The 22526-nt window shown below is 34.1% G+C and carries 26 protein-coding genes; 8 read left to right on the plus strand and 18 right to left on the minus strand.

The genetic code is table 11. From position 1 onward, the window contains the following. The first annotated feature begins 1 nt into the window (after position 1). Positions 2-1000 carry a Kelch repeat-containing protein gene (locus tag OZP12_RS19955; RefSeq protein ID WP_281226846.1) on the plus strand — a complete coding sequence of 333 codons (999 nt, stop codon included), beginning with the start codon at positions 2-4 and terminating at the stop codon, positions 998-1000. After that, positions 984-1349, plus strand: coding sequence for a DUF4907 domain-containing protein (locus OZP12_RS19960; protein WP_281226847.1), 366 nt, complete (start codon positions 984-986; stop codon positions 1347-1349). Before OZP12_RS19955 ends, OZP12_RS19960 begins: the two co-directional genes overlap by 17 nt. 12 nt (positions 1350-1361) lie before the next feature. On the opposite strand, the gene OZP12_RS19965 is transcribed toward OZP12_RS19960, so the two are convergent. Beyond that, on the minus strand, positions 1362-1541 hold the full coding sequence (locus OZP12_RS19965) for a hypothetical protein (RefSeq protein ID WP_281226848.1): 180 nt from the start codon (positions 1539-1541) through the stop codon (positions 1362-1364). A gap of 123 nt (positions 1542-1664) precedes the next feature. Between OZP12_RS19965 and OZP12_RS19970 the strand changes: the two genes are divergently transcribed. Both OZP12_RS19970 and OZP12_RS19975 read left to right on the plus strand, forming a co-directional pair. Next, positions 1665-2441: a sensor histidine kinase gene (locus tag OZP12_RS19970; protein WP_281226849.1), complete on the plus strand. Its 777-nt coding sequence runs from the start codon at positions 1665-1667 to the stop codon at positions 2439-2441. Between the two features lie 114 nt (positions 2442-2555). Next, positions 2556-3272 carry a LytR/AlgR family response regulator transcription factor gene (locus OZP12_RS19975; RefSeq protein ID WP_281226850.1) on the plus strand — a complete coding sequence of 239 codons (717 nt, stop codon included), beginning with the start codon at positions 2556-2558 and terminating at the stop codon, positions 3270-3272. A 10-nt stretch (positions 3273-3282) separates the two neighbouring features. Here OZP12_RS19975 and OZP12_RS19980 read toward each other — a convergent pair whose 3' ends face one another. Both OZP12_RS19980 and OZP12_RS19985 read right to left on the minus strand, forming a co-directional pair. Next, positions 3283-3798, minus strand: a complete 516-nt coding sequence (locus tag OZP12_RS19980) for a gamma carbonic anhydrase family protein (RefSeq protein WP_281226851.1) — start codon at positions 3796-3798, stop codon at positions 3283-3285. A 75-nt stretch (positions 3799-3873) separates the two neighbouring features. Beyond that, a complete protein-coding gene (locus OZP12_RS19985; RefSeq protein ID WP_281226852.1) occupies positions 3874-4869 on the minus strand; it encodes a PorP/SprF family type IX secretion system membrane protein in 996 nt (331 codons plus the stop codon). Positions 4870-4990: 121 nt separating this feature from the next. On the opposite strand from OZP12_RS19985, the gene OZP12_RS19990 reads away from it, so the two are divergent. The 3 genes from OZP12_RS19990 (at position 4991) to OZP12_RS20000 (ending at position 7647) form a co-directional block, all read left to right on the plus strand. Beyond that, a complete protein-coding gene (locus tag OZP12_RS19990; protein WP_281226853.1) occupies positions 4991-5884 on the plus strand; it encodes a NifU family protein in 894 nt (297 codons plus the stop codon). Positions 5885-6278: 394 nt separating this feature from the next. After that, positions 6279-6731: a YtxH domain-containing protein gene (locus OZP12_RS19995; RefSeq protein WP_281226854.1), complete on the plus strand. Its 453-nt coding sequence runs from the start codon at positions 6279-6281 to the stop codon at positions 6729-6731. 82 nt (positions 6732-6813) lie between these two features. Beyond that, entirely contained in the window at positions 6814-7647 is an 834-nt protein-coding gene (locus tag OZP12_RS20000) for a mechanosensitive ion channel family protein (RefSeq protein ID WP_281226855.1), read from the plus strand. 5 nt (positions 7648-7652) lie between these two features. Here OZP12_RS20000 and tsaB read toward each other — a convergent pair whose 3' ends face one another. The 7 genes from tsaB to OZP12_RS20035 all read right to left on the minus strand — a co-directional run bounded on the left by tsaB (position 7653) and on the right by OZP12_RS20035 (position 15593). Next, entirely contained in the window at positions 7653-8324 is a 672-nt protein-coding gene (gene tsaB / locus OZP12_RS20005) for a tRNA (adenosine(37)-N6)-threonylcarbamoyltransferase complex dimerization subunit type 1 TsaB (RefSeq protein WP_281226857.1), read from the minus strand. Positions 8325-8461: 137 nt separating this feature from the next. Continuing rightward, the gene (locus tag OZP12_RS20010; protein ID WP_281226858.1) at positions 8462-9760 is read right to left on the minus strand and encodes an efflux RND transporter periplasmic adaptor subunit; all 1299 of its coding nucleotides are present in this window, start codon (positions 9758-9760) and stop codon (positions 8462-8464) included. Between the two features lie 7 nt (positions 9761-9767). After that, positions 9768-11147 (minus strand): TolC family protein, encoded by a 1380-nt coding sequence (locus tag OZP12_RS20015; RefSeq protein WP_281226859.1) that lies wholly within the window; start codon positions 11145-11147, stop codon positions 9768-9770. A gap of 74 nt (positions 11148-11221) precedes the next feature. After that, entirely contained in the window at positions 11222-12340 is a 1119-nt protein-coding gene (locus tag OZP12_RS20020; RefSeq protein WP_281226860.1) for an efflux RND transporter periplasmic adaptor subunit, read from the minus strand. A 46-nt stretch (positions 12341-12386) separates the two neighbouring features. After that, on the minus strand, positions 12387-13652 hold the full coding sequence (locus tag OZP12_RS20025) for an ABC transporter permease (RefSeq protein WP_281226861.1): 1266 nt from the start codon (positions 13650-13652) through the stop codon (positions 12387-12389). Positions 13653-13654: 2 nt separating this feature from the next. Then, positions 13655-14899 carry an ABC transporter permease gene (locus OZP12_RS20030; RefSeq protein WP_281226862.1) on the minus strand — a complete coding sequence of 415 codons (1245 nt, stop codon included), beginning with the start codon at positions 14897-14899 and terminating at the stop codon, positions 13655-13657. Next, a complete protein-coding gene (locus OZP12_RS20035; RefSeq protein WP_281226863.1) occupies positions 14892-15593 on the minus strand; it encodes an ABC transporter ATP-binding protein in 702 nt (233 codons plus the stop codon). The genes OZP12_RS20030 and OZP12_RS20035 overlap by 8 nt, the downstream gene beginning before the upstream one ends. Positions 15594-15853: 260 nt before the next feature. Between OZP12_RS20035 and OZP12_RS20040 the strand changes: the two genes are divergently transcribed. Beyond that, positions 15854-17269 carry a DUF4403 family protein gene (locus tag OZP12_RS20040; RefSeq protein WP_281226864.1) on the plus strand — a complete coding sequence of 472 codons (1416 nt, stop codon included), beginning with the start codon at positions 15854-15856 and terminating at the stop codon, positions 17267-17269. A gap of 98 nt (positions 17270-17367) precedes the next feature. On the opposite strand, the gene OZP12_RS20045 is transcribed toward OZP12_RS20040, so the two are convergent. From OZP12_RS20045 to cyoE, 8 genes are all read right to left on the minus strand, one after another. Further along, positions 17368-17631, minus strand: coding sequence for a hypothetical protein (locus OZP12_RS20045; protein WP_281226865.1), 264 nt, complete (start codon positions 17629-17631; stop codon positions 17368-17370). After that, positions 17624-18205, minus strand: coding sequence for a DUF420 domain-containing protein (locus OZP12_RS20050; protein ID WP_281226866.1), 582 nt, complete (start codon positions 18203-18205; stop codon positions 17624-17626). Before OZP12_RS20050 ends, OZP12_RS20045 begins: the two co-directional genes overlap by 8 nt. A gap of 3 nt (positions 18206-18208) precedes the next feature. Further along, positions 18209-18895, minus strand: coding sequence for an SCO family protein (locus OZP12_RS20055; protein WP_281226867.1), 687 nt, complete (start codon positions 18893-18895; stop codon positions 18209-18211). Between the two features lies 1 nt (position 18896). Beyond that, positions 18897-19538 carry a hypothetical protein gene (locus tag OZP12_RS20060; RefSeq protein ID WP_281226868.1) on the minus strand — a complete coding sequence of 214 codons (642 nt, stop codon included), beginning with the start codon at positions 19536-19538 and terminating at the stop codon, positions 18897-18899. 83 nt (positions 19539-19621) lie between these two features. Further along, positions 19622-19972, minus strand: coding sequence for a cytochrome C oxidase subunit IV family protein (locus tag OZP12_RS20065; protein ID WP_281226869.1), 351 nt, complete (start codon positions 19970-19972; stop codon positions 19622-19624). An 18-nt stretch (positions 19973-19990) separates the two neighbouring features. Continuing rightward, positions 19991-20965, minus strand: a complete 975-nt coding sequence (locus tag OZP12_RS20070) for a cytochrome c oxidase subunit 3 (protein WP_281226870.1) — start codon at positions 20963-20965, stop codon at positions 19991-19993. Positions 20966-21010: 45 nt separating this feature from the next. Further along, positions 21011-21598, minus strand: a complete 588-nt coding sequence (locus OZP12_RS20075) for a cytochrome c oxidase subunit 3 (RefSeq protein WP_281226871.1) — start codon at positions 21596-21598, stop codon at positions 21011-21013. Between the two features lie 2 nt (positions 21599-21600). Further along, on the minus strand, positions 21601-22515 hold the full coding sequence (gene cyoE, locus OZP12_RS20080; RefSeq protein ID WP_432419534.1) for a heme o synthase: 915 nt from the start codon (positions 22513-22515) through the stop codon (positions 21601-21603). Between the last annotated feature and the right edge of the window lie 11 nt (positions 22516-22526).

The raw sequence follows: 22526 nt of genomic DNA on the forward strand, positions 1-22526 counted from the left end.
TATGAAACACTTAAAAAAAGGGATATTTCTCAGTACTTTACTCATTGCCTTAATTTGCATCAGCTGCAACAATGATTCCGATGATGAAGAAATACTAGGAAACTGGATAAAAAAATCAGCTTTTGATGGTCCGGCAAGATCAAGTGCAGCCAGTTTCGTTATTGGCACATACGCTTATATAGCTACAGGATACACGGGTGACGAATACCTAAAAGACATGTGGGCATACAACTCAGAAGGCGATTATTGGGAACAAAAAGCAGATTTCATAGGAGTTCCCAGAAGTTCCAGTTCAGGTTTTGAATTGGACGGAAAAGGATATATTGGACTTGGTTATGATGGAACCAATAAATTAAAAGACTTTTACGAATACAATCCAACTACCAATACTTGGACACAAAAAGCAGATTTTGCCGGAACAGCCCGATATGGTGCAGTAGCTTTCCAAGTAGGAGGAAAAGCTTTAATGGGAACTGGATATGATGGTAATTATTTAAAAGATTTTTACCAATATAATCCAACTGATAATTCCTGGGCTCAAATTAATGGGTTTAGCGGCAACAAAAGAAGAAATGCGACTGTATTTATCATTGATGGGATTGCTTACTTTGGAACAGGTATAAACAGCGGTGTGAACCAAGTTGACTTTTGGGCATTTGATCCAAATACCGAAATTTGGACACGAAAAAGAGACTTAGATGATGACGAAGACGATCACGACGCCTACACCATCAAAAGAGCTAACGCTTCCAGTTTTTCAATTAATGGTTTGGGATATATTTGTTGTGGTGACAGTAGCAACAGTATTTGGGAATACAACCCTAAAACTGATATATGGAAACAAAAAACAGCTTTGGAAGGTTCAGGAAGATCTGATGCAGTAGGAATAACACTCAACGAAGAAAGAGGTTTTGTGGTACTTGGAAAATCAGGAACATCCTATTTTGATGATGTATGGGAATTCAAACCAAACGACGAACAAAATGACGACGACAACTAATAACAAAAACAAATTCTTCCGTGAACAATTACGGAAGAATTTTTCATTTCCATTTAATTTATCAATAATTATACTATTAGTAGCAATACTGCTTTTAATTTCGTTCCCAAAGGAAAAAAAATTAGATGTTGCAACTATTAAACTTAATCAAGGTTGGGGATACGTCATTACAAACAATAATCGGATAATTATAAAACAAACGATTATCCCTGTCATCAGTAAAAACAAAAGTTTCCAAACTGAGAAAGAAGCTATGGCAGTAGGACAATTGGTAATGAAAAAACTAGAAACAAATTTATCTCCGACCATTACCAAAAAAGATTTAATTTTATTAAAAATAAAACTGTAAATGAATTTCGTATCAATAAAAAACAATGACTCTAACAAAATACTCATTCACAGTATCATTTGGTGTTTTTTTATTAGTACCTCTCTCATTCAGTTTTACGAAAGCCCTTTTCAAATCAACAATGATTTTTACTTCCAGTGGATTTCTGGAATAGCGCTGTTTTATCTGAATTACGTTTATCTTGTTCCTCATTTGCTTTTGCAAAAAAAATATGGATCTTACTTAGGGATCATATTTCTTTTGATAGTAATTATCATGCTTTGCAAATACCAGTTTTTTATGCCAGAGTTTCGGGAAATGAGACCACCAAATCATATGTCCGATGACAAAATTCATACGCTTAGGAACGAAATCGAGTTTAGAAACCACAGAAGAAAACAGCCGTTTTTCTTTAAAATTTTCCCTTCTTTCTTTTATATTTTAATTGTAGCTATCGGAACAATAATCAAAACATTATCCGAATTTTATAGCGATCAACAAAATAAGTTACTAGCAGAAAGCCAAAGAACCTCAACGGAATTAAACTATCTAAGAAAGCAAACCAATCCTCATTTTTTGTTCAATTCCCTTAATAGTATCTACTCACTTGCCCATAAAAAATCAGACTTAGTGCCCGATGCCATTGTGACTTTGTCGGAAATGATGCGGTATATGCTTTATGAAACTGACAATAAAACGGTTTTACTGGAAAAGGAAATTGATTACATTAAAAATTTTATTGATTTACAAAAACTTCGACTTAACAATATTGAAAATATTAGCATAAACGTTCATGGTGACACCAAAAATAAGTTTATCGAACCTCTGCTATTAATTTCATTTATTGAGAACGCATTCAAATACGGAACCGATTATAAAGGTGCAGCTTTCGTCAAAATTGTAATAACCATTGAAGAAAACGTGTTGACATTTTGGGTGGAAAACAAAATCGAAAACAATAAAAAAGATCCTGAAAATTCAGGAATTGGTTTATCCAACATTGAGAACAGACTTAATTTGCTGTACCCAAACGCCCATGAACTGAATATATCTACTACAGATGCAAAATATACCGTACATTTGATTTTAGAATTAGACAAAATTCAGGCTTAGGCAGCTTCTTAAATATAGAAACATAAAATCGCCATTAACACACAACTGTTGAAATCAAACACGAATAAATAAAAGGCGATTAAAAATGTCCATAAAAAAATAATTTTTTCAAATATGAAATGTGTAATTATAGATGACGAACCATTAGCAGTAGAATTATTGGTCGAATTTGTTGGAAGAGTTGACTCATTGGAACTTGTCACCACATTTACCAATGCAATAGACGCTATATCGATAATTAATCAAACCGAAATTGATTTAATCTTTTTAGATATCGAAATGCCTCATTTTTCAGGAATTGATTTTATCAATGCTATCGAAAAAAAACCTTTAATCATCTTTACAACCGCTTATTCCAATTATGCAGTTGAAGGATTCAATCTTGGTGCAGTAGATTATTTGGTAAAACCAATTCCTTTTAATCGTTTTCTTAAATCAGTTTTGCGGGCGCAGCAAATTTTTGCTGCAAAAAATCCTCAAATAGAATCCCCTACTGCTCCAAATGCTCCCGAAATCGAACATGATTTTATGTTTGTACGCTCGGAATATGAAAATGTAAAAATTAATTTTGCCGATATTTTATTTATCGAAGGATTGAAAGATTATGTAAAAATATACACTACCGACAATAAATACACCTTAACCTTAATCAGTTTAATAAAACTTGAAAACCTATTATCTCCGAAAGGTTTTGCAAGGATTCACCGTTCGTATATCATCAATATCAAACATGTAAAATCCATTCAGAAAAATAAGGTCTTAATTGCCGATAAAAGAATTCCAATTAGTGAAAGTTACAAAACGGCTTTTTTTGAAAAAATAAATCTTTGATTCTAATCGTTTATTCCTCTTTAAACCAACTCGAATACATTACGTAGTTATTGGAGATACGCTCGATTTCTCCGGCAAAATCAGATTGATCGATATCTTTGACTTTTTTGGCAGGAACACCAGCCCAAATGGAACCTGGTTCTATTATTGAATTTTGTGTAACAACTGCTCCAGCTGCGATAATTGAATTACTCCCAACGACACAATTGTCCATCACAATAGACCCCATGCCTATTAACACGTTATCCTGAATCGTACAGCCGTGCACAATTGCATTATGTCCAATAGAAACATTATTACCTATAACTGTTGGGTGCTTTTGGTAAGTGCAATGTACGATAGCCCCATCCTGAATATTTACTTTATTCCCAATGGTAACAGAATGAACATCTCCACGAATTACGGCATTAAACCACACACTACATTGAGTCCCAAAAGTTACATCACCAACAATAGTAGCATTATCGGCCACATAACAATCTTCGGGGATAACAGGTGATTTTCCTTTTACAGCCTTTATTATCATTTTTATTTTTTTAAAATTTCAAGTTTTAGGTTTAATAAGCCACGAAACAATTAAACGGCTAAACCACTAAACAATTTAATTAACCGCAGGACAATTACAATCGTATTTTACAGGTTTACACAAGAAATTAAATCCTAAAGTAAGTTGGTGAAATCCTCCACTTTGATATTGAATATCACCCAACAAATGAGTATAAGTATATGCAAACATGAAATTTTTATAATTGAATCCTAAGATTGGGGTAACATATTGCAATTTCTGGCTATTAGTCCCACTTCCTGTTCTGTATTCTGCTCCGTCAAAACTTCTTCTATACGACAAACCTCCCCATAGCTGCCCCATTTCCAGATTTTTATAAGCCTTCATATTTACATCCAATGCACTTTCTCTCGTTTTGTCAACATATTGATATAAAAGCGAAGGTTCCCATAAAATTTTATCGGCATTACCAAAAATATAACCACCACTAACAATAAATTTTCTCAAATTGTCGCTTTCGTATTCGCTATAAAGATTCTGTCTCGTTTCCAAAACATTCTTAACTACTGCATGCAAACTAAAATCAAGAAGATTATAAGAAGCTCCTATATCCATATTAAAATAAGAAGCATGTTGAACAACATTTCCTAATGCCGGATCATAATCTCCTGAATTCATAAAATCAGTTTCATCCAATTGACTTTGGTTAACGCCAACATTAACACCAAAAGACAATTGATTCAAATCAACTTCATCCCTCGAAAACATAATATGATGTGCATAAGTAGCTTTAAAACCAAATTGCGAATGATATCCATTGACATCATTAAAAACTATCGCTCCGATTCCAGATCTTTCACCCACTCTACCATTGTAACTTAATGTTTGCAATGCAGGTGCATCAGTTTGATCGAACCATTGTTTACGTTCAGTAAACCTTAATTTGTGACAATTGGAAGCTCCCGCCATAGAAGGAAAAATCAAATAATAATTATCCGATAGATAATCCGAATAAACCGGTATTCCTTCCTGAGAAAATGCAAATGAACTTATAAAAAAAAAGGCAATTAAATACTTAATTTTAAAACGCATGAGGGTACTTTTTATAAAATTAGCTCGAACAAAAGAACTTTTGTTAATTTATTCATTAAAAAACCAAATATAATCAATCGTAGAAAATAACTTTAGTAAATTTGCAGAAAATCGACGAATCATGACTAAAATAACGATAAAAGAAACACAAAACCCGACTATTATAAAATTTGAATTCCCGGATTTCATCACGCAAAACGAAAGTTACGAATTCAAGAATATCGATGAGGCAAAATCCTCTCCTCTTGCCCAACAACTTTTCTATTTGCCATTTGTAAAAACGGTATATATATCTGGAAATTTTATTGCTGTCGAAAGATTCAGTATTGTGGAGTGGGAAGATGTGCAGGAAGCGGTAGCGGAACAGATCGAAGCCTACGTAAACAAAGGTGGGGCAATCATCAACATTGACGAAAACAAACCAAAAAAACAACCTGTTACCGTTTATGGTGAATCTACTCCAAATCCATCGGCATTGAAATTTGTTGTCAACAAAATGATAACAAAAAGTGCTGTTGAATTCAAAAACATAGATCAAAGCGCACCTTCGCCATTGGCTACCGAACTATTCAAATTCCCTTATGTAAAAGAAGTCTTCATCGACGAAAATTATATTTCGGTAACAAAATACGACATCAATGAATGGCAGGACATCACGATGGAATTAAGAACTTTCATCAAGCAATTTATTGAAAACGGGGGAACCGTACTTGATGAGAATTTGATTAAAAACATTGTCAAAGACGAAAAAGCCAAAGACGAATCGTTTGATTCTCTTGATGAGACTTCTCAAAAAATCATCAACATACTGGAAGAATATGTAAAACCGGCCGTAGCTGCTGATGGAGGAAATATCGTTTTTGAATCTTACGATAATAACACAAAAACGGTGAAAGTAATCATGCAAGGTGCTTGTAGCGGATGTCCATCATCAACTTTTACCTTAAAAAGCGGTATCGAAAACATGCTGAAAAGTATGTTGAATGATCAGGAAATACAGGTAGAAGCCCTTTAATATTTGGAACATAGCATTTTTTTTATCTGTTCAACTTAACAAATAATTTAAAATGAAAATAGCAATTTTATTAACCCTATCATTAACAGCGATTATAATAAATGGCTGTTCCTGTTGCAAAATAACAAAGCAACAACATAATTCCGGTTTAAATAAAAATTCCTAAAGCGGCAAACCGTTTCTTAGTTAGTTTACTTCTAATTAAAAAAACTGTATTACTAGGTCTAAGTAACTTCTTTCTAAAGTTAAAATCATAAAACATATAAAAAGCGTTTCGTAAAGAGACGCTTTTTTTTATCAACTCAATTTCAAAAAAACAAAACACTACTAATTGATTTTAAGTTAATTACAAATAAAAGAGTTATATTTGATTTCTAATCAAAACTAAAAGATCATGGGATTATCATCATTTTTTAAGAACTTTTTTGGAACAGCCAAAGAAACTACAAACGAGATTGTTGACCAAGCTGAATCTGCTATTGAAGAAGTTAAGATAGCTGCTCAACCTTATGTCGAAAAAGCAGAATCTTTTCTGGAAGATACTGTAAACAAAGCCAAAGAAACAGCGACACCATACATAGAAAAAGCAGAAACTTTTATTGAGGAAACTGCTACAAAAGCCAAAGAAACAGCGACACCCCATATTGAAAAAGCCGAAGCATTTGTAGAAGATGCTGTCGCTAAAGCTAAAGAGACTGCGACTCCCTATATCGAAAAAGCGGAATCGGTAATAGACGATGCTAAAACAAAAGGCATCGAAATGATTAACAACTTAAAAGAAAAAACAAATTCAGCAGACCAGAAAAGACTAGAAAATCCGGATAAAAAAGAAGAAGATCCCGAATAACTTTTAATAAAAAATATAAAATTGTATTTTTGCAATTCAACTTACAACCTTCTATTTTGAGAAGGTTTTTATGAATTAAAATATGACTTTAGAACCTAGTTACATTGCCCGTTACATAGAATATTTTACAACAAAAATTATAGAATATTCCCCTGAAGTTATTTCTGCCTTTATTATTTTATTTGTTGGACTCTACGCCATTCGAATCATCAATAGATTTATTAGAAAATTGATGATTAAAAGAAATTTGGATCCTACATTATCCAAATTTCTAGCCGACATTTTACTTTGGGTTTTAAGAGGATTATTATTTGTAACAGTCATCGATAAATTAGGTATCGGTACTACTTCCTTTGTTACCATTCTGGCGACTATGGGGTTTGCAATTGGTATGTCGTTGCAGGGTTCATTATCTAATTTTGCCGGTGGAATTTTGATTATTCTCTTCAAACCTTTCAAAGTTGGAGACACTATCGAAGCTCAGGGAGTTATGGCAACTGTACAAGAAATACAAATTTTTGTTACCAAATTGGTAACCGGAAACAATCAAACTATTTTTGTTCCAAACGGTTCTTTGTCAAACGGAATCATTACCAACTATTCGATGCAGGGAACAAGAAGAGCCGATTTGACCATTTCAATATCGTATGGAACCGACCTCAAAAAAGCCAAAGACATTATAACTGAAGCCTTGGCAAAAAACCCAAAAGTACTAACTACTCCAGTGGCAGAGGTATCCGTTAAGAATTTAACTGACAGCTCCATTCAACTAGCAGTAAGACCTTGGTCAAAAACCGAAGATTTTAGTTCAATGGTAGCTGCAACTTTGGAAGACTGCAAAATAGCCTTTGACAATGCTGGAATCACTTTCCAACCTTATGTTTCAGAGTTGTCTAACACGAACAAACAATCATAAAAAAACTACTGTTTTTTAGGACTGGCAATCAAAAAGTCCTTCAAATAATACGGTTCAAAATAAGCGACATCAACAGTGTCGCTTTTTTTGTATTTATCAAAACTCAAAGCGCTCATTTCGTTAGCCGAAGGATATTTAATTTCATCCAAAAACACAAAATCATCTTTCGTTAAAACACTTTTACATTTCTCATTGCAATCACCAATAAAATATATTTTTTCTTGCGTATCCGCAAAAGAATTCTCATCTATAATCTCGGCTAAGGTTTCTCTTTTTCGTTCCAACGCCGCCGAAAAAACAGCGCTATACACTTCCATTCTTCGAGCATCAAGCATTGGGACAATCAAACCATCAGTCACCGAAACTTTGGAAGCCAACGCCAATAAAGTATCAACCGCAATTAACGGTATATTCAAAGCATAACATATTCCTTTGGCCGCAGAAACACCTATACGCAATCCCGTATAAGAACCTGGTCCTTGGCTCACAGCAACAGCCGTCAAATCTTTCATCTCTATTCCGGCTTCACGGATAACTTCGTCTATAAAAACATGTAAACGTTCAGCGTGCGAGTAACCTTCATCTGCAATTTCTTTGCACAATACAGTTTTCCCGTCCTTTGCCAAAGCAACAGAACAATTTTTCGTAGCGGTTTCGATGTTAAGAATATAGGACACTTTTAATTTTAGATTTTAGATTATTGATTTTATATTGCTGATTGCAAATTTACATCGTTTTTTGATAAAACCTTTATAAAAAAAACACGCCCTGAAAATTCAAGACGTGTATTATTTTTTAACTTAAAAAAAGAAAACTATTTCTTTTTATCGTCTTCCTTTTGGACAAAAACTTTATCTCCGGAATTCAAATCTTTAGCAACTGTTGTGTAAGGCCCTGTAATTACAACATCACCTTTTTTAAGACCGGACATTACTTCGATATTAGTATCGTCCTGAATTCCCGTTTTTATAATTCGGATTTTAGCTTTATCTCCAACTTTCACAAAAACACACTCTAGCTTTTTATCACTTTTAGGACTTGGTTTTTTATTCTCGCTATCTTTTGGATCATCAATTTTAGGCATTTTCACTGCTGCAGTATCAGACTTAACAACAACCGAACTGATTGGAACATAAACCACGTTGGTTTTGGTCGTAGTAATAATATCAACCGTCGCTGTCATTCCTGGTCGGAATGGAGAATATGTATCCGGTTTCCCAACCATCAAATCTTTATAGGATTCTTTTAGAATTCTAACTTTCACTTTAAAGTTGGTTACCTGATCAGCTGTCAAAGCTGTACTCGCCGAATTGGAAATACTTGTTACAACTCCTTTGAATTGTTTTTTCAAATAAGCATCTACTTCAACGTTAGCAGCATCACCAACTTTTATTTTTACAATGTCATTTTCATTAACATCAACTTCAACTTCCATATTGTTTAGATTGGCAACTCTTAAAAGCTCAGTACCTGCCATTTGTTGCGTTCCCAAAACTCGTTCTCCCAATTCTACGTTCAACACAGAAATAGTTCCGTCTGCAGGAGCGTAAATTACTGTTCTTCCTAAGTTGTCTCTAGCTTCATTTACGGAAGCCGAAGCGCTTTGCACATTGTAATAAGCCGATTGTTTACTGGCTTTTGCCACCTCAAAAGAAGCCACAGATTTATCCCAATCTGATTTTGAAATAATCCCTTTCCCATAGAGAACCTTATTTCTTTCATAATCAGCTTTTGCCTGATTAAAAGAAGCATCGGACTGGCTCAAACTTGCCTTGGAAACCGACAAATTTGCGACCGTTCTATTCAAACCGGAAGTGTATAGATCAGGATTTATCTTTAACAACAAATCACCTTTCTTAACAACTTGTCCTTCTTTTATTGGCAAATCTATAATCTCGCCCGAAACCATCGAAGCCATTTTTACCTCGATTTCCGGTTGGATTTTACCTGTTGCCGAAACAGTTTCTACTATCGTTCCTGTTTGGGCATCGGCAATCTCCACTTCTTTGCCTTTGTCTTTATTACCAATAATTCCTGCTTTTGAAAGCCCTACTAAAACCCCAATAATTACTATTGCTGAGCCTATTAATATGTAAATTGTTTTTTTTGACATAATAAATTTATTTTTTTTCAATTGGAACAATCGGAATTCCAAAATAAAATTCAAGTATTTTTACTCTGAACAAGTATTCATATTTTGTTCTTATAACATCAGATTGAGCATTAGTCAACAATGTTTGTGACTGAGTAAAATCAAAAGAATTCATTAAACCAACATCATATTTTTCTTTTGCATAATCATAAGACTGCTGTCTCGCCTCCAAAGCCACCGTAGCTGATTCATAGGTATTCAAAGCTCCTTTTGCATCTGTAAATGCTGTATAAACGTTACGTTGCAAATCTAAACTTTTTTGCTCTAAATCTATTTTGGATTTTTCCAAACTTACTTTATTGCGTTCTACATTATTTCTAACAGAAAACCCATTAAAAATTGGCACATTTAACTGGAAAGCAAAATAATGTCCCTTATTATTACTAAACTGATCAAATATTGGATCTGGAGATACATAAATTGGATTACCTGCGGAATCCACTCCTGAAAGCATGTGACTATAACTGGCACTTGTACCAAATGAATAAACCCCTCTAAGAGTTGGCTGATATGCTCCTTTAGCAATAGTGACATTTTTTTCAGCTATTTCAAGATTAGTTTGTGCCAATTTCAATTCAGTTCTTGTTTCTTTGGCTTTATTATAAATATCAATAGGTTTTTGAGACATTATGTTGTTCTCGTCATTAACATTTGTATCATCAACAACATCAAAATCAGCAAACTCTTTCAACTGTAAAAGCTGCGCCAAGCTTAACTTAGAAATGAGTAAATTATTCTCAGAAACTGTTATGTTTTGTTTATCTGTCGCTATAGTTGCTTTTAAATCAAACAAATCACCTCTTGGAATTGTTCCTGCCTTTACCATCTCTTCAGAACGTTTTAAACGTTTTTCATCAATTGATAACTGCTCTTTTTTTACTTTTAAATCTTCTTTAAAAGATAAAATTTGAAGAAAAGCATTTGCAACATTCAGAGAAACATCCTCTTGTATTTTTAATAATTGATATTGTGATGCAATAATTCCCAATTTCGCTCTTCGATATGCATTTTGATTTTGTAACCCTTTATAAATATCTACACCGGAACTAATTCCTAATTGTGAATATTGTGTTGTTTGTGTAGTAGCAATATTAGTAACTGGGTTCACATTCCTACCAATGTTCCAAGAATGGGATGCACTACCACTTACACTAGGAAGATATCTACCGAAAGCATCTTTTTTATCAATATCGGCATTTTTCACATCTAATTCAGAATTTTTTATGGTGATATTATTGTCTAATGCATATCTCACACATTCCTCTAAAGTCCATACTTTAGTTTGCGCCTGCGAAGCAAATCCAATCAAGAATACAAAAACGGCACTTATGTAATTTATTTTTTTCATTTTTAATCGATTAAAAACACAGAAATACACTGCATATATTTATTTAATTTGTTTATCAAAACTTACTTCAACGATTATTTTGGTTTTGCATCTTCAGTTATCAAACCTTGATTCCAAACTTTTATTTTATCTGATTTTTTTAAGCCGCTTTTTACCTGTACATAAATTCCATCGCTAACACCTAATGTTATATCTTTTCTCTGAAATTTTTGAGGACTGGTTTGAACCTCAACATAAGGTTTTGTTGTCTTTTTGTCAAATTGAACCAAAGACTCTTTTAAAGCCTGAACGTTATCCGCTTTTTCCAAAATAATAGAAGCATTCGCACTCAAACCTGCTCTGATAAAAGTATTATCTCTATTGGTTAATTTTGCTTTAATTTCGAATTGGATAGCTCCGTTTTCTGTTTTCCCCTTTGGGGCAATATCTGTTAAAACAGCTGTAAACTTTTTATTTTCGATAGCTCCAACGGTGATTTCGATTGGCATATTTAATTTTATCTTACCAACTTCGGATTCATCTACTTTCCCTACAAAAATCATTCTTCCAACATCAGCAACACTTGCAATAGTGGTTCCTTCGTTAAAATTATTACTCTCAATTACCTGATTACCCACTTTTACAGGTACATCTAACACCATTCCGTTTACAGTTGAACGAATCAAAGTATTTGCATAATTCCCCATTCCTGAAGAAGTCCCGGTTTTCACAATATCTAATCCTTGAGTCGACGCATAATAATTTTGCTTTGCCTGATTGTAAGCCAATTGTGCCGCATCAAAATCATTGGCAGAAATCACTCCTTTATCAAACAAAGTTTTTTGTCTTTTGAATAATTTCTCTTGGTTATCCAATGCAATTTTTGCAGTTTTCACCTGATTTTGAGAATTGCTTAAACTGGACACATTGGCAACCACTTTAATTTTTGCAATTAAATCTCCAGCTTTAACCGACTCACCAGCTTTAATATAAACAGCTTCTATGATTCCGGAAATATTTGGTTTAATCAATACTTCTTCATCTGGAACGATATTTCCTGTAGCAAGGGTACTTTTCACTATCGTTTTCACTTCGACCTTATCAGTTTCAAAAACAATAGGTGATTCTTGGTTTTTTGCATACAAATAATATAAAGCTCCAAAAAAAACTACTGCTATTAAAATCAATGCGGTTATGGTTACTCCTTTTTTCATTTTATAAATTTTTATTCGATTATTATATTGTTTTTTGATTGCATATTTATTCTGTTCTTAAAGCATCTACGGGTTTAACTTTTATCGCAGTTTGCGCCGGAATAAGTCCTGCCAACAACCCTGATCCAACTAAAATCATTAAAGCGATAAAAACAACCACTAAATCAACACTTGGATTGACAAACATCATCCCGTCTGCAGGCATTGACGCCAAAATCATGTTCAAAATAGCCAACAAACCTGTTGCAACGGCTATACCAAACATTCCAGCTATTATTGTCAGGAAAATTGCTTCTAATAATATTTGGGATCTAATGGCTCCCGGTGTGGCTCCCAAAGCTCTTCGGATTCCAATTTCATTAGTACGCTCTTTTACAACGATTAGCATAATATTTGAAATTCCAATAATACCTGACAATAACACTAATGTTCCAACAAAATAAGCGATGAATTTAAGAACCATAAATAAGTCCTGTACTTTTTGAAATTCAGCAAATAAATCAAAGTTACCGACAGCTCTTTCATCATCTGGGTGAATCGAATGTCTTTCTCTCATAAATGCAAGAATCCCTGGTCTAAGCTCAGTAATTGACGCTTCATCGTTTGCAGTAAGCGCCATCCAACCTACTTTATCTCCAAAATTAAAAGATTGCTGAAATGTGGTAAAAGGGATGAATATATTTTTTTGGGCAGACTCCGCATTTCCATTATTTTGTCCTTTAGATTTATATACTCCAACCACCATAAAGTTGATACCATTTATTTTGATGTAAGTCCCCATTACTTCTTCACCATTCTTATACAATTCATTAATGACACCCTGCCCTATTACAGTTACTTTACGCTTCGAAAGAATGTCCTGCTGATTTACAAAACGCCCTTTTACAATATCCATCTGCTCTTGTTTTACCAATTCTGGATAATCTCCATAAATAGTATAAGCACCTGTTTTTGTTCCTCTGACTACATTGCTCACTCCATTAAAATCTCCTAACTGATTACGGGGAGACACATACAATAAATCAGGAAATTTTTGTTTTAAGGCATCGACATCGCTATTTTTAAAATCATATCTTCTGGTTTTTGGCAGACCTTTGTATGGTTTTGATGTAGTTTGTGTCCACATAAACATGGTATTAGTAGCAATACCATCAAATCCTTTTTTCACACCATTCTCAAGACCATTTGAAGCGGCTAATAAAATCACTAAAATAAATATACCCCAAAACACACCAAAAGCCGTAAGTAACGTTCGGAAGGTATTGGCCGTTAAAGCCTCTAGAATTTCGTTCCAGTTTTCTCTATCAAACATAATTATTCGTCTCTAAGTGCTACAATAGGCCTAATTTTTGCTGCTCTGTAAGCTGGAACAAATCCTGCTAAAGCTCCTGCAACGACCAAAACTATTAAGGTTGATGTTGCAACAGTAAAATCGACCTGCGGATTCTGAAAATACTCGCTTTGCGCATGGGGACCAATCAATTCTAAAAGAGCTAATCCTGTTAATAATCCCATGAATCCAGAAATAGTAGTAATAAAAATAGATTCATGCAAAATCATTAGAATAATTGAAACTGGCGAAGCCCCAAGTGCTTTTCGAATCCCAATTTCCTTGGTTCTTTCCTTTACAATAATCATCATGATATTACTAACTCCAACAACACCGGCAATAATAGTACAGATTCCAACCCACCAAAAAAACAATCGAATATAAAGATTCAAATCATAAAACTTTTTGGCTTCTTTGACAGAATTAAAAATTCCAACAGCGCTTTCATCATCAGGAGCGGCACCATTTTTAGTTCTCAATAATTTTCCATAATCATTTTTGAATTTTTCGGACTCAGCTACAGCTTCTTCATAAGTGTCTTTCTTTTTCATAGTATAAGCCATATAACTTATTTTATCTCCTAATCCAAAAACCTGCTGTGCTGTAGTTAAAGGCACAAATACTCTACTTTCTTCTCTCTCCCCTCCTGGATCAGTAAACACACCAACAACTTTAAAATTAATATTCGCAACAGTAATTTGTTCGCCTATAGGATTTTTTTCTTTAAACAGATCTAATTTAACTTTTTGACCAATCACAGCTGCTTTTACATTGTTTCTCAAATCATTTGCGTTAATGTACCTGCCTTTTATAACTGATACATTTTCTATTTCCATACCGTCTGTATTAACACCTCTGTATTGATAATTTCCTGATTCCTTTCCATAACTTACGGTAATTCCCCAGCCAGTAGCAGTAGCTCCATTTTTATCCAATTGGTCCCCGTATTTTTGCACTGCAAGATCAAAATCGCTATTTCTAAATTGGATTTCTCTCCCAGGATTTAATCCCTTGTATGCTTTAGTTGTCGCACCTGACCAAACCTCAATTACGCCAGCGGCATCACGTTCAAATTGTTTTTCGATTCCGTTTTGCAAACCTTTTCCAACACCAAGAAGAATCACCAAAATAAAGATACCCGAAGCCACAGAAACTCCAGTGAGAAAGGTTCTCAGTTTATTTTTGGCGATAGCCTCAAATATTTCTTGCCAACGTTCAATATTAAACATAAGACGAAGCTCTAACTTGTTCTATCATTTTGTCATCAATAATCAATCCGTCTTTCAGGACCACATTTCTTTTACACATAGCGGCAATATCCGGTTCGTGGGTAACAATCAAAATCGTTTTTCCCTCATCGTTAATTCCTTGTATCAACTCCATCACCTCATAGGAAGTCATGGTGTCCAAAGCCCCCGTAGGCTCATCGGCCAACAATACTTTTGGATTGGAAGCCAAGGCTCTAGCAATAGCCACACGTTGTTTTTGTCCTCCCGAAAGTTCATTTGGCAAATGATGTGAATGCGAAGCCAATCCAACTTTCTCAAGGTATTTCATGGCAATGTCATTGCGTTCTTTTCTCTTTACACCTTGATAATACAGCGGCAAAGCCACATTATCCAATGCACTTTTGTAATTAATCAGGTTGAAAGATTGAAAAACAAAACCAAGGAATTGGTTTCGATATTTGGAAGCAATAGTTTCATTTAATTTTTTAATTGGCACTTTGTCCAAAGTATAAAGTCCAGAATCGGCTTCATCGAGGATTCCGAGGATATTAAGTAAAGTTGATTTTCCAGATCCTGAAGACCCCATAATGGCGACTAATTCCCCTTCTTTTATGTTGAAATTAATTCCTTTTAGCACATGCAATTCGGAATGTCCCATTTTGTATGATTTGTGTAAGTCTTTAATTTCAATCATGATTTCTATATTTTAAAGCAATAGTAATTATCTTTCAAAAAACAGCGACACAAAAAATGAATGCTAAAATTACTAATTAATTCACTTTCAAATTTCAATTATTCTATTAATTGATAATGAATAAATTACGAACAACCTTGATCATTCCAAGTCATTTTTTAACGACGCACATTGCATAAGACTTATGTCTCAGTAAAATGTTACACACATATAAGAAAAATATATTTGTTTTGTTAAATTTGAACTCAAATTTTAAAAAAATGCTAAAACCTATTTCTATTCTAATTATTTGCATAGTTACAGTAACACTATTAACAAGTTGTTCTTCAGCTACCTCAAAAATTGAAGCCTTAAAACCCGAACCAGACGATGCCGTGCCATTAACCTACACTAACACACCTTCGTTTATAAACCTACCTGTCAGCATTAAGCTGAAAGACATTCAGAACCAAACGAACACTTTATTGAATGGCCTGATCTATGAAGACAATAACATTGAAGACGACAATATTGAGATTAAAGTTTGGAAACAGGCTCCAATTACGATTACCAATGATCTAGCAAAAGATGGTGAAAAAATAAAAACCGTTTTACCCTTAAAAGTTTGGGCAAAATACAGAATAGGAACCAAGACTATGGGAGTGGATTTATACAAAACACAAGAATTCAATCTAAACGGAATAGTCACTTTATTGAGCAGCGTAAGCCTGAACAATTGGCGTTTGAGTTCAAAAACATCTTTAAAATCATTGGACTGGGTCGAAAGCCCCACAATGACAGTTTTCGGAAAAAACATGCCGGTGACTTATCTTATCAACCCAGCCGTGAGCATTTTTAAATCAGATATTGAAAAAAGTATTGATTCGGCCATTGAAAAATCGATGGATTTCAAGCCCAACGTAATGGATGCTTTGTCCAAAATATGCACTCCTTTTGAAATGAGTGAAACCTACAAAAGTTGGCTTCGAATTGTTCCTTTAGAAGCTTATTCAACCAATGCCAAATTAAAAAACGATTCGTTTCTAATTAATATGGGGATGAAATGTAATATGGAAACTTTGATTGGAAAAAAACCGGAATCAAAATTTGAACCCAACAAAATTGTATTGAAAGCCGTAGATAAGATTCCTGAGCAGATTTCAGCTAATATCGCTGCAGTTTCCAATTATCAGGAAGCTTCCAAATTAATGACGGCTAATTTTTCGGGACAGGAATTTGGTTCGGGAAGCAAAAAAGTAAAAGTACAGAATGTTGCCCTATGGCACAAAGATGGAAAACTAATAATTGCTTTGGATCTCCTTGGCTCGGTAAATGGCACTATCTATCTAAATGGGATTCCGCAATACAATGACACCACAAAAGAAATCTATTTCGACAAATTGGATTATGTACTGGACACCAAAAGCCGATTAATGCGAACCGCAAACTGGCTGGCTCAGGGAATGATTTTAAGAAAAATGGAAGAAAGTTGTCGTTACTCAATCAAACCAAATTTGGACGAAGCCAAACAAAGCATGATGACATACCTAAAAAATTATTCTCCAATGCCTGGCGTTTTCATTAATGGAAAAATGGAAGACATCAAATTTGAAAAAATAGAACTAACCAATCAGGCAATGATTGCTTTCATAAAAGTAAACGGAAATATAAATGTTTCAATCGACGGACTTAAGTAAAGTAGCATAAGACAGAACACAGATTTTAGAATACAAAAAAAAGTAAGGCTCAAAAAAAGTGTTTTTTGAGCCTTACTTTTTTTTTATTATTGATATTGTTATTGCTTTTTCTTTTTCATTCGATACACATAATAACCTACGGCACCCACAAGCACATATGGAATCACCATCAAATAAACGATTCCGTCGTTTACTGCTGCTGCCTGAGTTTTGTTTTCGTTACCTGTCAAAGCTGCACGACACATAGCACATTGCGCATTTGCTGCAAGCGAAAAAAATAAAGAACATAGAATATAAAAATATACTCTTGCCCCCATTCTTCTTTTCTCCATTTTCTTCTCTCTAATTTCTTTACTAAACATAATAAGGCGAAATCATTAAATATACTATCACTCCTGTTACGGCCACATAAAGCCAAATCGGGAAAGTGATTTTGGCAATTTTTCTATGTTTATCAAATTTGTTAGCCAGAGCACGAACGTAAGTAACCAAAACCAATGGAATAACAGCTATAGACAAAATAATGTGCGAAATCAATATGAAAAAGTACACCAACCTTGCATACCCCACATTTGCTTTTTCAGTTAAATCTAAGGCGCCATCATGATTGACATCTCCAAATTTAGTAGAATCAGATGTCATGTGATAAGCAACATACATCACAAGAAAAGCTACTGATAAACAAATAGCTCCTGTCATCAATCTTTCATGAAGAATTCTATTTCCATTTTTTATACTTAATACAGCAGCTACCAAAACAATTGCAGTAAGACCATTTATTGTAGCATATATTGGTGGCAAAAAGGACAATGGTTGAACATCATATCCAAAGTCTTTTAACTTCACCCCAAAAAGAATCGCAACTACAACCGGAATTAATATGGAAACGGTAATTATAAATTTATTAAACTTTTGGTCAATTGTATTTTCTTTCATTTTTTATTCTTTTAACAATGCTTGTATATCTTGCTGAATGTCCCTAACTCCTTTTTTCTCCAATCCGTCGTAATATAAAATCGGATTACCGTAGTCGTCTTTTCTGCATCTTATATTTCCGTTTTTATCAATTAAAGCAAAAAGCCCTGAATGTTCAAAACCTCCTTTGGCTTTACTGTTTTCGCCAACGTAGATGTTAAATCCTTTATTTGACAAACTATAGATATAATCTTTGTCACCGGTCAGAAAATTCCAATTAGATGATTTCACTCCTAATAATTTGGCATGCTCTTTTAAAACAGCAGGAGTATCATGCTCTGGATCGATAGTTATAGAAGCAATTCCGAAATTAGGATTTCCAAAAAAAGTATTTTGAAGTGTTACCATATTCGCATTCATTTTTGGGCAAATGGAAGGACAGGTTGCAAAGAAAAACTCTAAAACATATACTTTCCCTTTATAAAAATCATTGGAAATTTTCACATTGTCCTGATTTGTCAATTCAAATTTTGGAGCTGGGCCAATTACAATTAACTTTCCATCTACCGCTTTAGATCCGCCTACTTTGTCCAATCGTTCACCCTGAACAACACTATTATTTTGCATTCTATCAACAATTTTCGGAATAGCATATATCCCAAAAACAAGTATTATAAAAGAAATCCCTATGTATGATTTATTTTTAAGCATTTTATAATTGTTTTGTAGCGTTATGATTCTTTTTCAGTGCTGCACGGTATTCGTAAAGAATAACCTTAAAATCGTCCAGCATCTCGTTACTTAATTCTGCCGGATGAAATGTATCATAGCCTTCTTTATAATCCTTCTTGGCCTTTCTCCCACGTAGATTTCTTTCTTTATCGACGATATAAACATTAGAAGTTCCAAAATCAGGATCCAAATTCCCTTTTAATTTTAGTTTACCAAAATAAGACTTGATTTCATCAGGTTTGGCAAAAACAAAATGCCATTGACTTACGTCGGTAAAAGCGGCCAAAGCGTCAACAACGGCTTTGACATCTTTTTCGGTTCCTAGAGGGGCAACGACAACAAACTGCAAATCCTTGAAATCATGGTAACGTTGGTAAATTTTCTCGTTTAAGTTGAAATAGTTTCCTCTGTTTTTAAGGATTTCTGTTCCGGAAAAACCCAGTATAGTAATTTTATTGTCCAAACTTACTGTTTCGCCTTTCAAAGATTTCCATTCCCCAAGATCAGGAATTTTGGGAGTGATAACAGGCAATTTTGTGAAACTGTTTACCCCCGAAGCAAAAAACAAATAAGCAACTATAGGCAGAATAAATAACACAAAAAGAACTATATTTTTCTTCATCAGGATTTTATAAAATTTAGTGTATTAAAATAAAAAAAGGCATCCGTGGTGACGGATACCTTTTTCTTTGAATTAATATCTTGTTAAAAATTCCATTTAATGGTAGCATTTTTAAAAACCTCAAATACATAATCCCCTTCCGTTAAAAGAATGAAGATTAAATAACAAACTAAGAATACTAAAGGAAAAACAACGGCATTTTTCAACACCTTTTTTTCTCCTTCCATGTGCATAAATGCCCATACAATATAATATGCTTTAACTAACGTAAGTATGATAAACATCCAGTTTAACCAACTCATAGTAATAAGATGGTGATTAACTAAAAAATCTGGTCTGATGATACCGAAAGCAACCTCAACCGTTGTGATTAAAGACAATAGACCGAATACAGTCCAAATTCTTTTTGTATTAGAAACATGTTCGTGTGACATAATGTGATAAATCTAAAATTAAACTAAATAGAAGAATGTGAAAACGAATACCCAAACTAAATCTACAAAGTGCCAGTATAACCCCACTTTTTCAACCATTTGGTATGAACCTCTTTTCTCGTAAGTACCCAATAAAACATTAAAAAAGATAATGATATTGATTACGATACCAGAGAAAACGTGGAATCCGTGGAAACCTGTAATGAAGAAGAAGAAATCAGCAAAAAGCTTGCTTCCGTATTCATTATGAGTCAAATTAGCTCCTTCAATTACAATTTTGGCTTGATCCAAACGTTTTTGAGATTCTTCTCTAGATAGGATTGTTTTCTTTTTGTCTTTGTTTAATGTTTCGATTCTTACCAAAACATCTGGATGAGCTTTGAATCCAGCTTGAATTTCAGCTACTGTGTAATCTGGAATTGCTGATTCATCCATGAACCATTTTCCTTTATCTCTTGACAACTGCTCTCTTTCTACCGGCAATGTTGCAGCAAAATCTTTCAAAGCAACTCTGTGTCCTTCTTTATCAACAAACTGTAACAAGCTACCTCCTGTTGTTTCAACAGCACCATATTCTCCTTGAATAAAGTTTTTCCACTCCCAAGCTTGTGAACCAACGAAGATCATACCCCCGATGATTGTTAGAAACATATAAAGGGCTACTTTATCCTTTTTCATTTGATGACCTGCATCAACGGCCAAAACCATAGTAACAGATGAGAAAATCAAAATGAACGTCATCAAGGCTACATAATACATTGGAGCCTCTACTCCGTGTAAAAATGGGAAGTGTGTAAACACCTCATCAGCCAATGGCCAAGTTTGAATAAATTTAAATCTAGAAAAACCGTAAGCAGCTAAAAATCCAGAGAATGTTAAGGCATCTGATACGATAAAAAACCACATCATCAACTTTCCATAACTTGCTCCCATTGGCTCATTGCCGCCTCCCCAAGTTTTTTCATTATTTGCAGTAGTAACTGTCGCTTCCATAAAAGTAATTGGTTATAAAAAAGGTTTCAAATTTACGTTTTTTTCTTATTTAAAGAAATATAAAAATAAAAATAAATAAAGCCACAAAAAGTCCAGAAAGTGCCAATACATCGCACCTAGCTCAATTCCAAGCGTTTGAGTAGAATTATATTTTTGTTTAAAATGATTATAAATAATAACTAATAATGATATCATCCCGCCAGCAAGGTGCAATAAATGAACAACTACCACTAAATACAGAAAAGTAGTCGTAATTGTACTTGCACTTCCGGTAAAATAATAGCCATTTGCAACGATTTGTCCAAATCCAACAAACTGCAACACTACAAATGCAATTCCTAAAGCCAAAGTAGCCAAAAGAAAAGTAGTCGTTTTACTGATTTCATCTTTCTGAATCGCTTTTTTGGCCAAATGAAAAGTAACACTGCATCCCAAAATAGCTATAGTACTAGCAAAAAATGCAGAAGGCAATTCAAAATTCTTCAACCAATCTGCTCTTGATTGACTTACCACATAAGCACTTGTAAGACCTGCGAACATCATTGTCATGCTCACCATGGCAAACAATAAAATCAATTTGTACGATCTTGCCGTTCTCAATTTATGATCTTCGGCTGTCATTGTTATCTCCATAATTATCTTAAAAATTTATCTAAAATATATACTAACTGTAATAACGATATATAAGAAACGCTAACAAGCATCAGTGTTCTTGCTGCTTTTGCTGTTTTTATTTGATACAAACGAACTGCGTAAAACAACATCCAAAGCCCTAATCCCAAAACAAAAATCGCCGCTATAGGACTAATAAATAATTGCCCTGTATAACCCAATGAAGGTAAAAGTGATGCAATTATTAACCAAACGGTATATAATATAATCTGCAACGAAGTACCTTTATCTTTCTTTCCTGTTGGCAACATAAAGAAACCAGCTTTTTCGTAATCTTCATATAAAAACCAGCCAATAGCCCAAAAATGTGGAAATTGCCAAAAGAACTGTATTAAAAACAAAGTTCCTGCTTCAATTCCAAATTCTCCCGTGGCGGCAACCCATCCTAGCATAAACGGAATTGCACCGGGAAATGCCCCAACAAAAACCGAAAGCGAAGTTACCGTTTTAAGCGGTGTGTAAATACTGGTATATAAAAAAATGGAAATTGCACCAAACATTGCCGATTTTGGATTAATCGTATAAAGCAAAGCCACACCCAAAATAGTAAGCAAAGTTGCAACGATTACTGCCAATCTTGGAGACATTCTTCCAGATGCAACCGGACGATTCTTGGTACGATCCATCAATGCATCCAAATCTTTCTCTATTACCTGGTTGTAAGCATTAGAAGCCCCAACCATACAATAACCTCCAATTGCCAGTTTTACCAAAACTAACCAATCAAATGAATGAGTGGAATCAAAACCGAGCACATAACCTGCAATTGATGAAAAAACAACACTTATGGCCAAACCGGCTTTTGTAATCGCTTTAAAATCAATATATATAGATTTAATCGAAGTAGGATTAGATGTTGTTGTCAATACAGATAAAATTGGTATATTTT

The sequence above is a fragment of the Flavobacterium aquiphilum genome, assembly GCF_027111335.1.
Classification (GTDB): Bacteria; Bacteroidota; Bacteroidia; order Flavobacteriales; family Flavobacteriaceae; genus Flavobacterium; species Flavobacterium aquiphilum.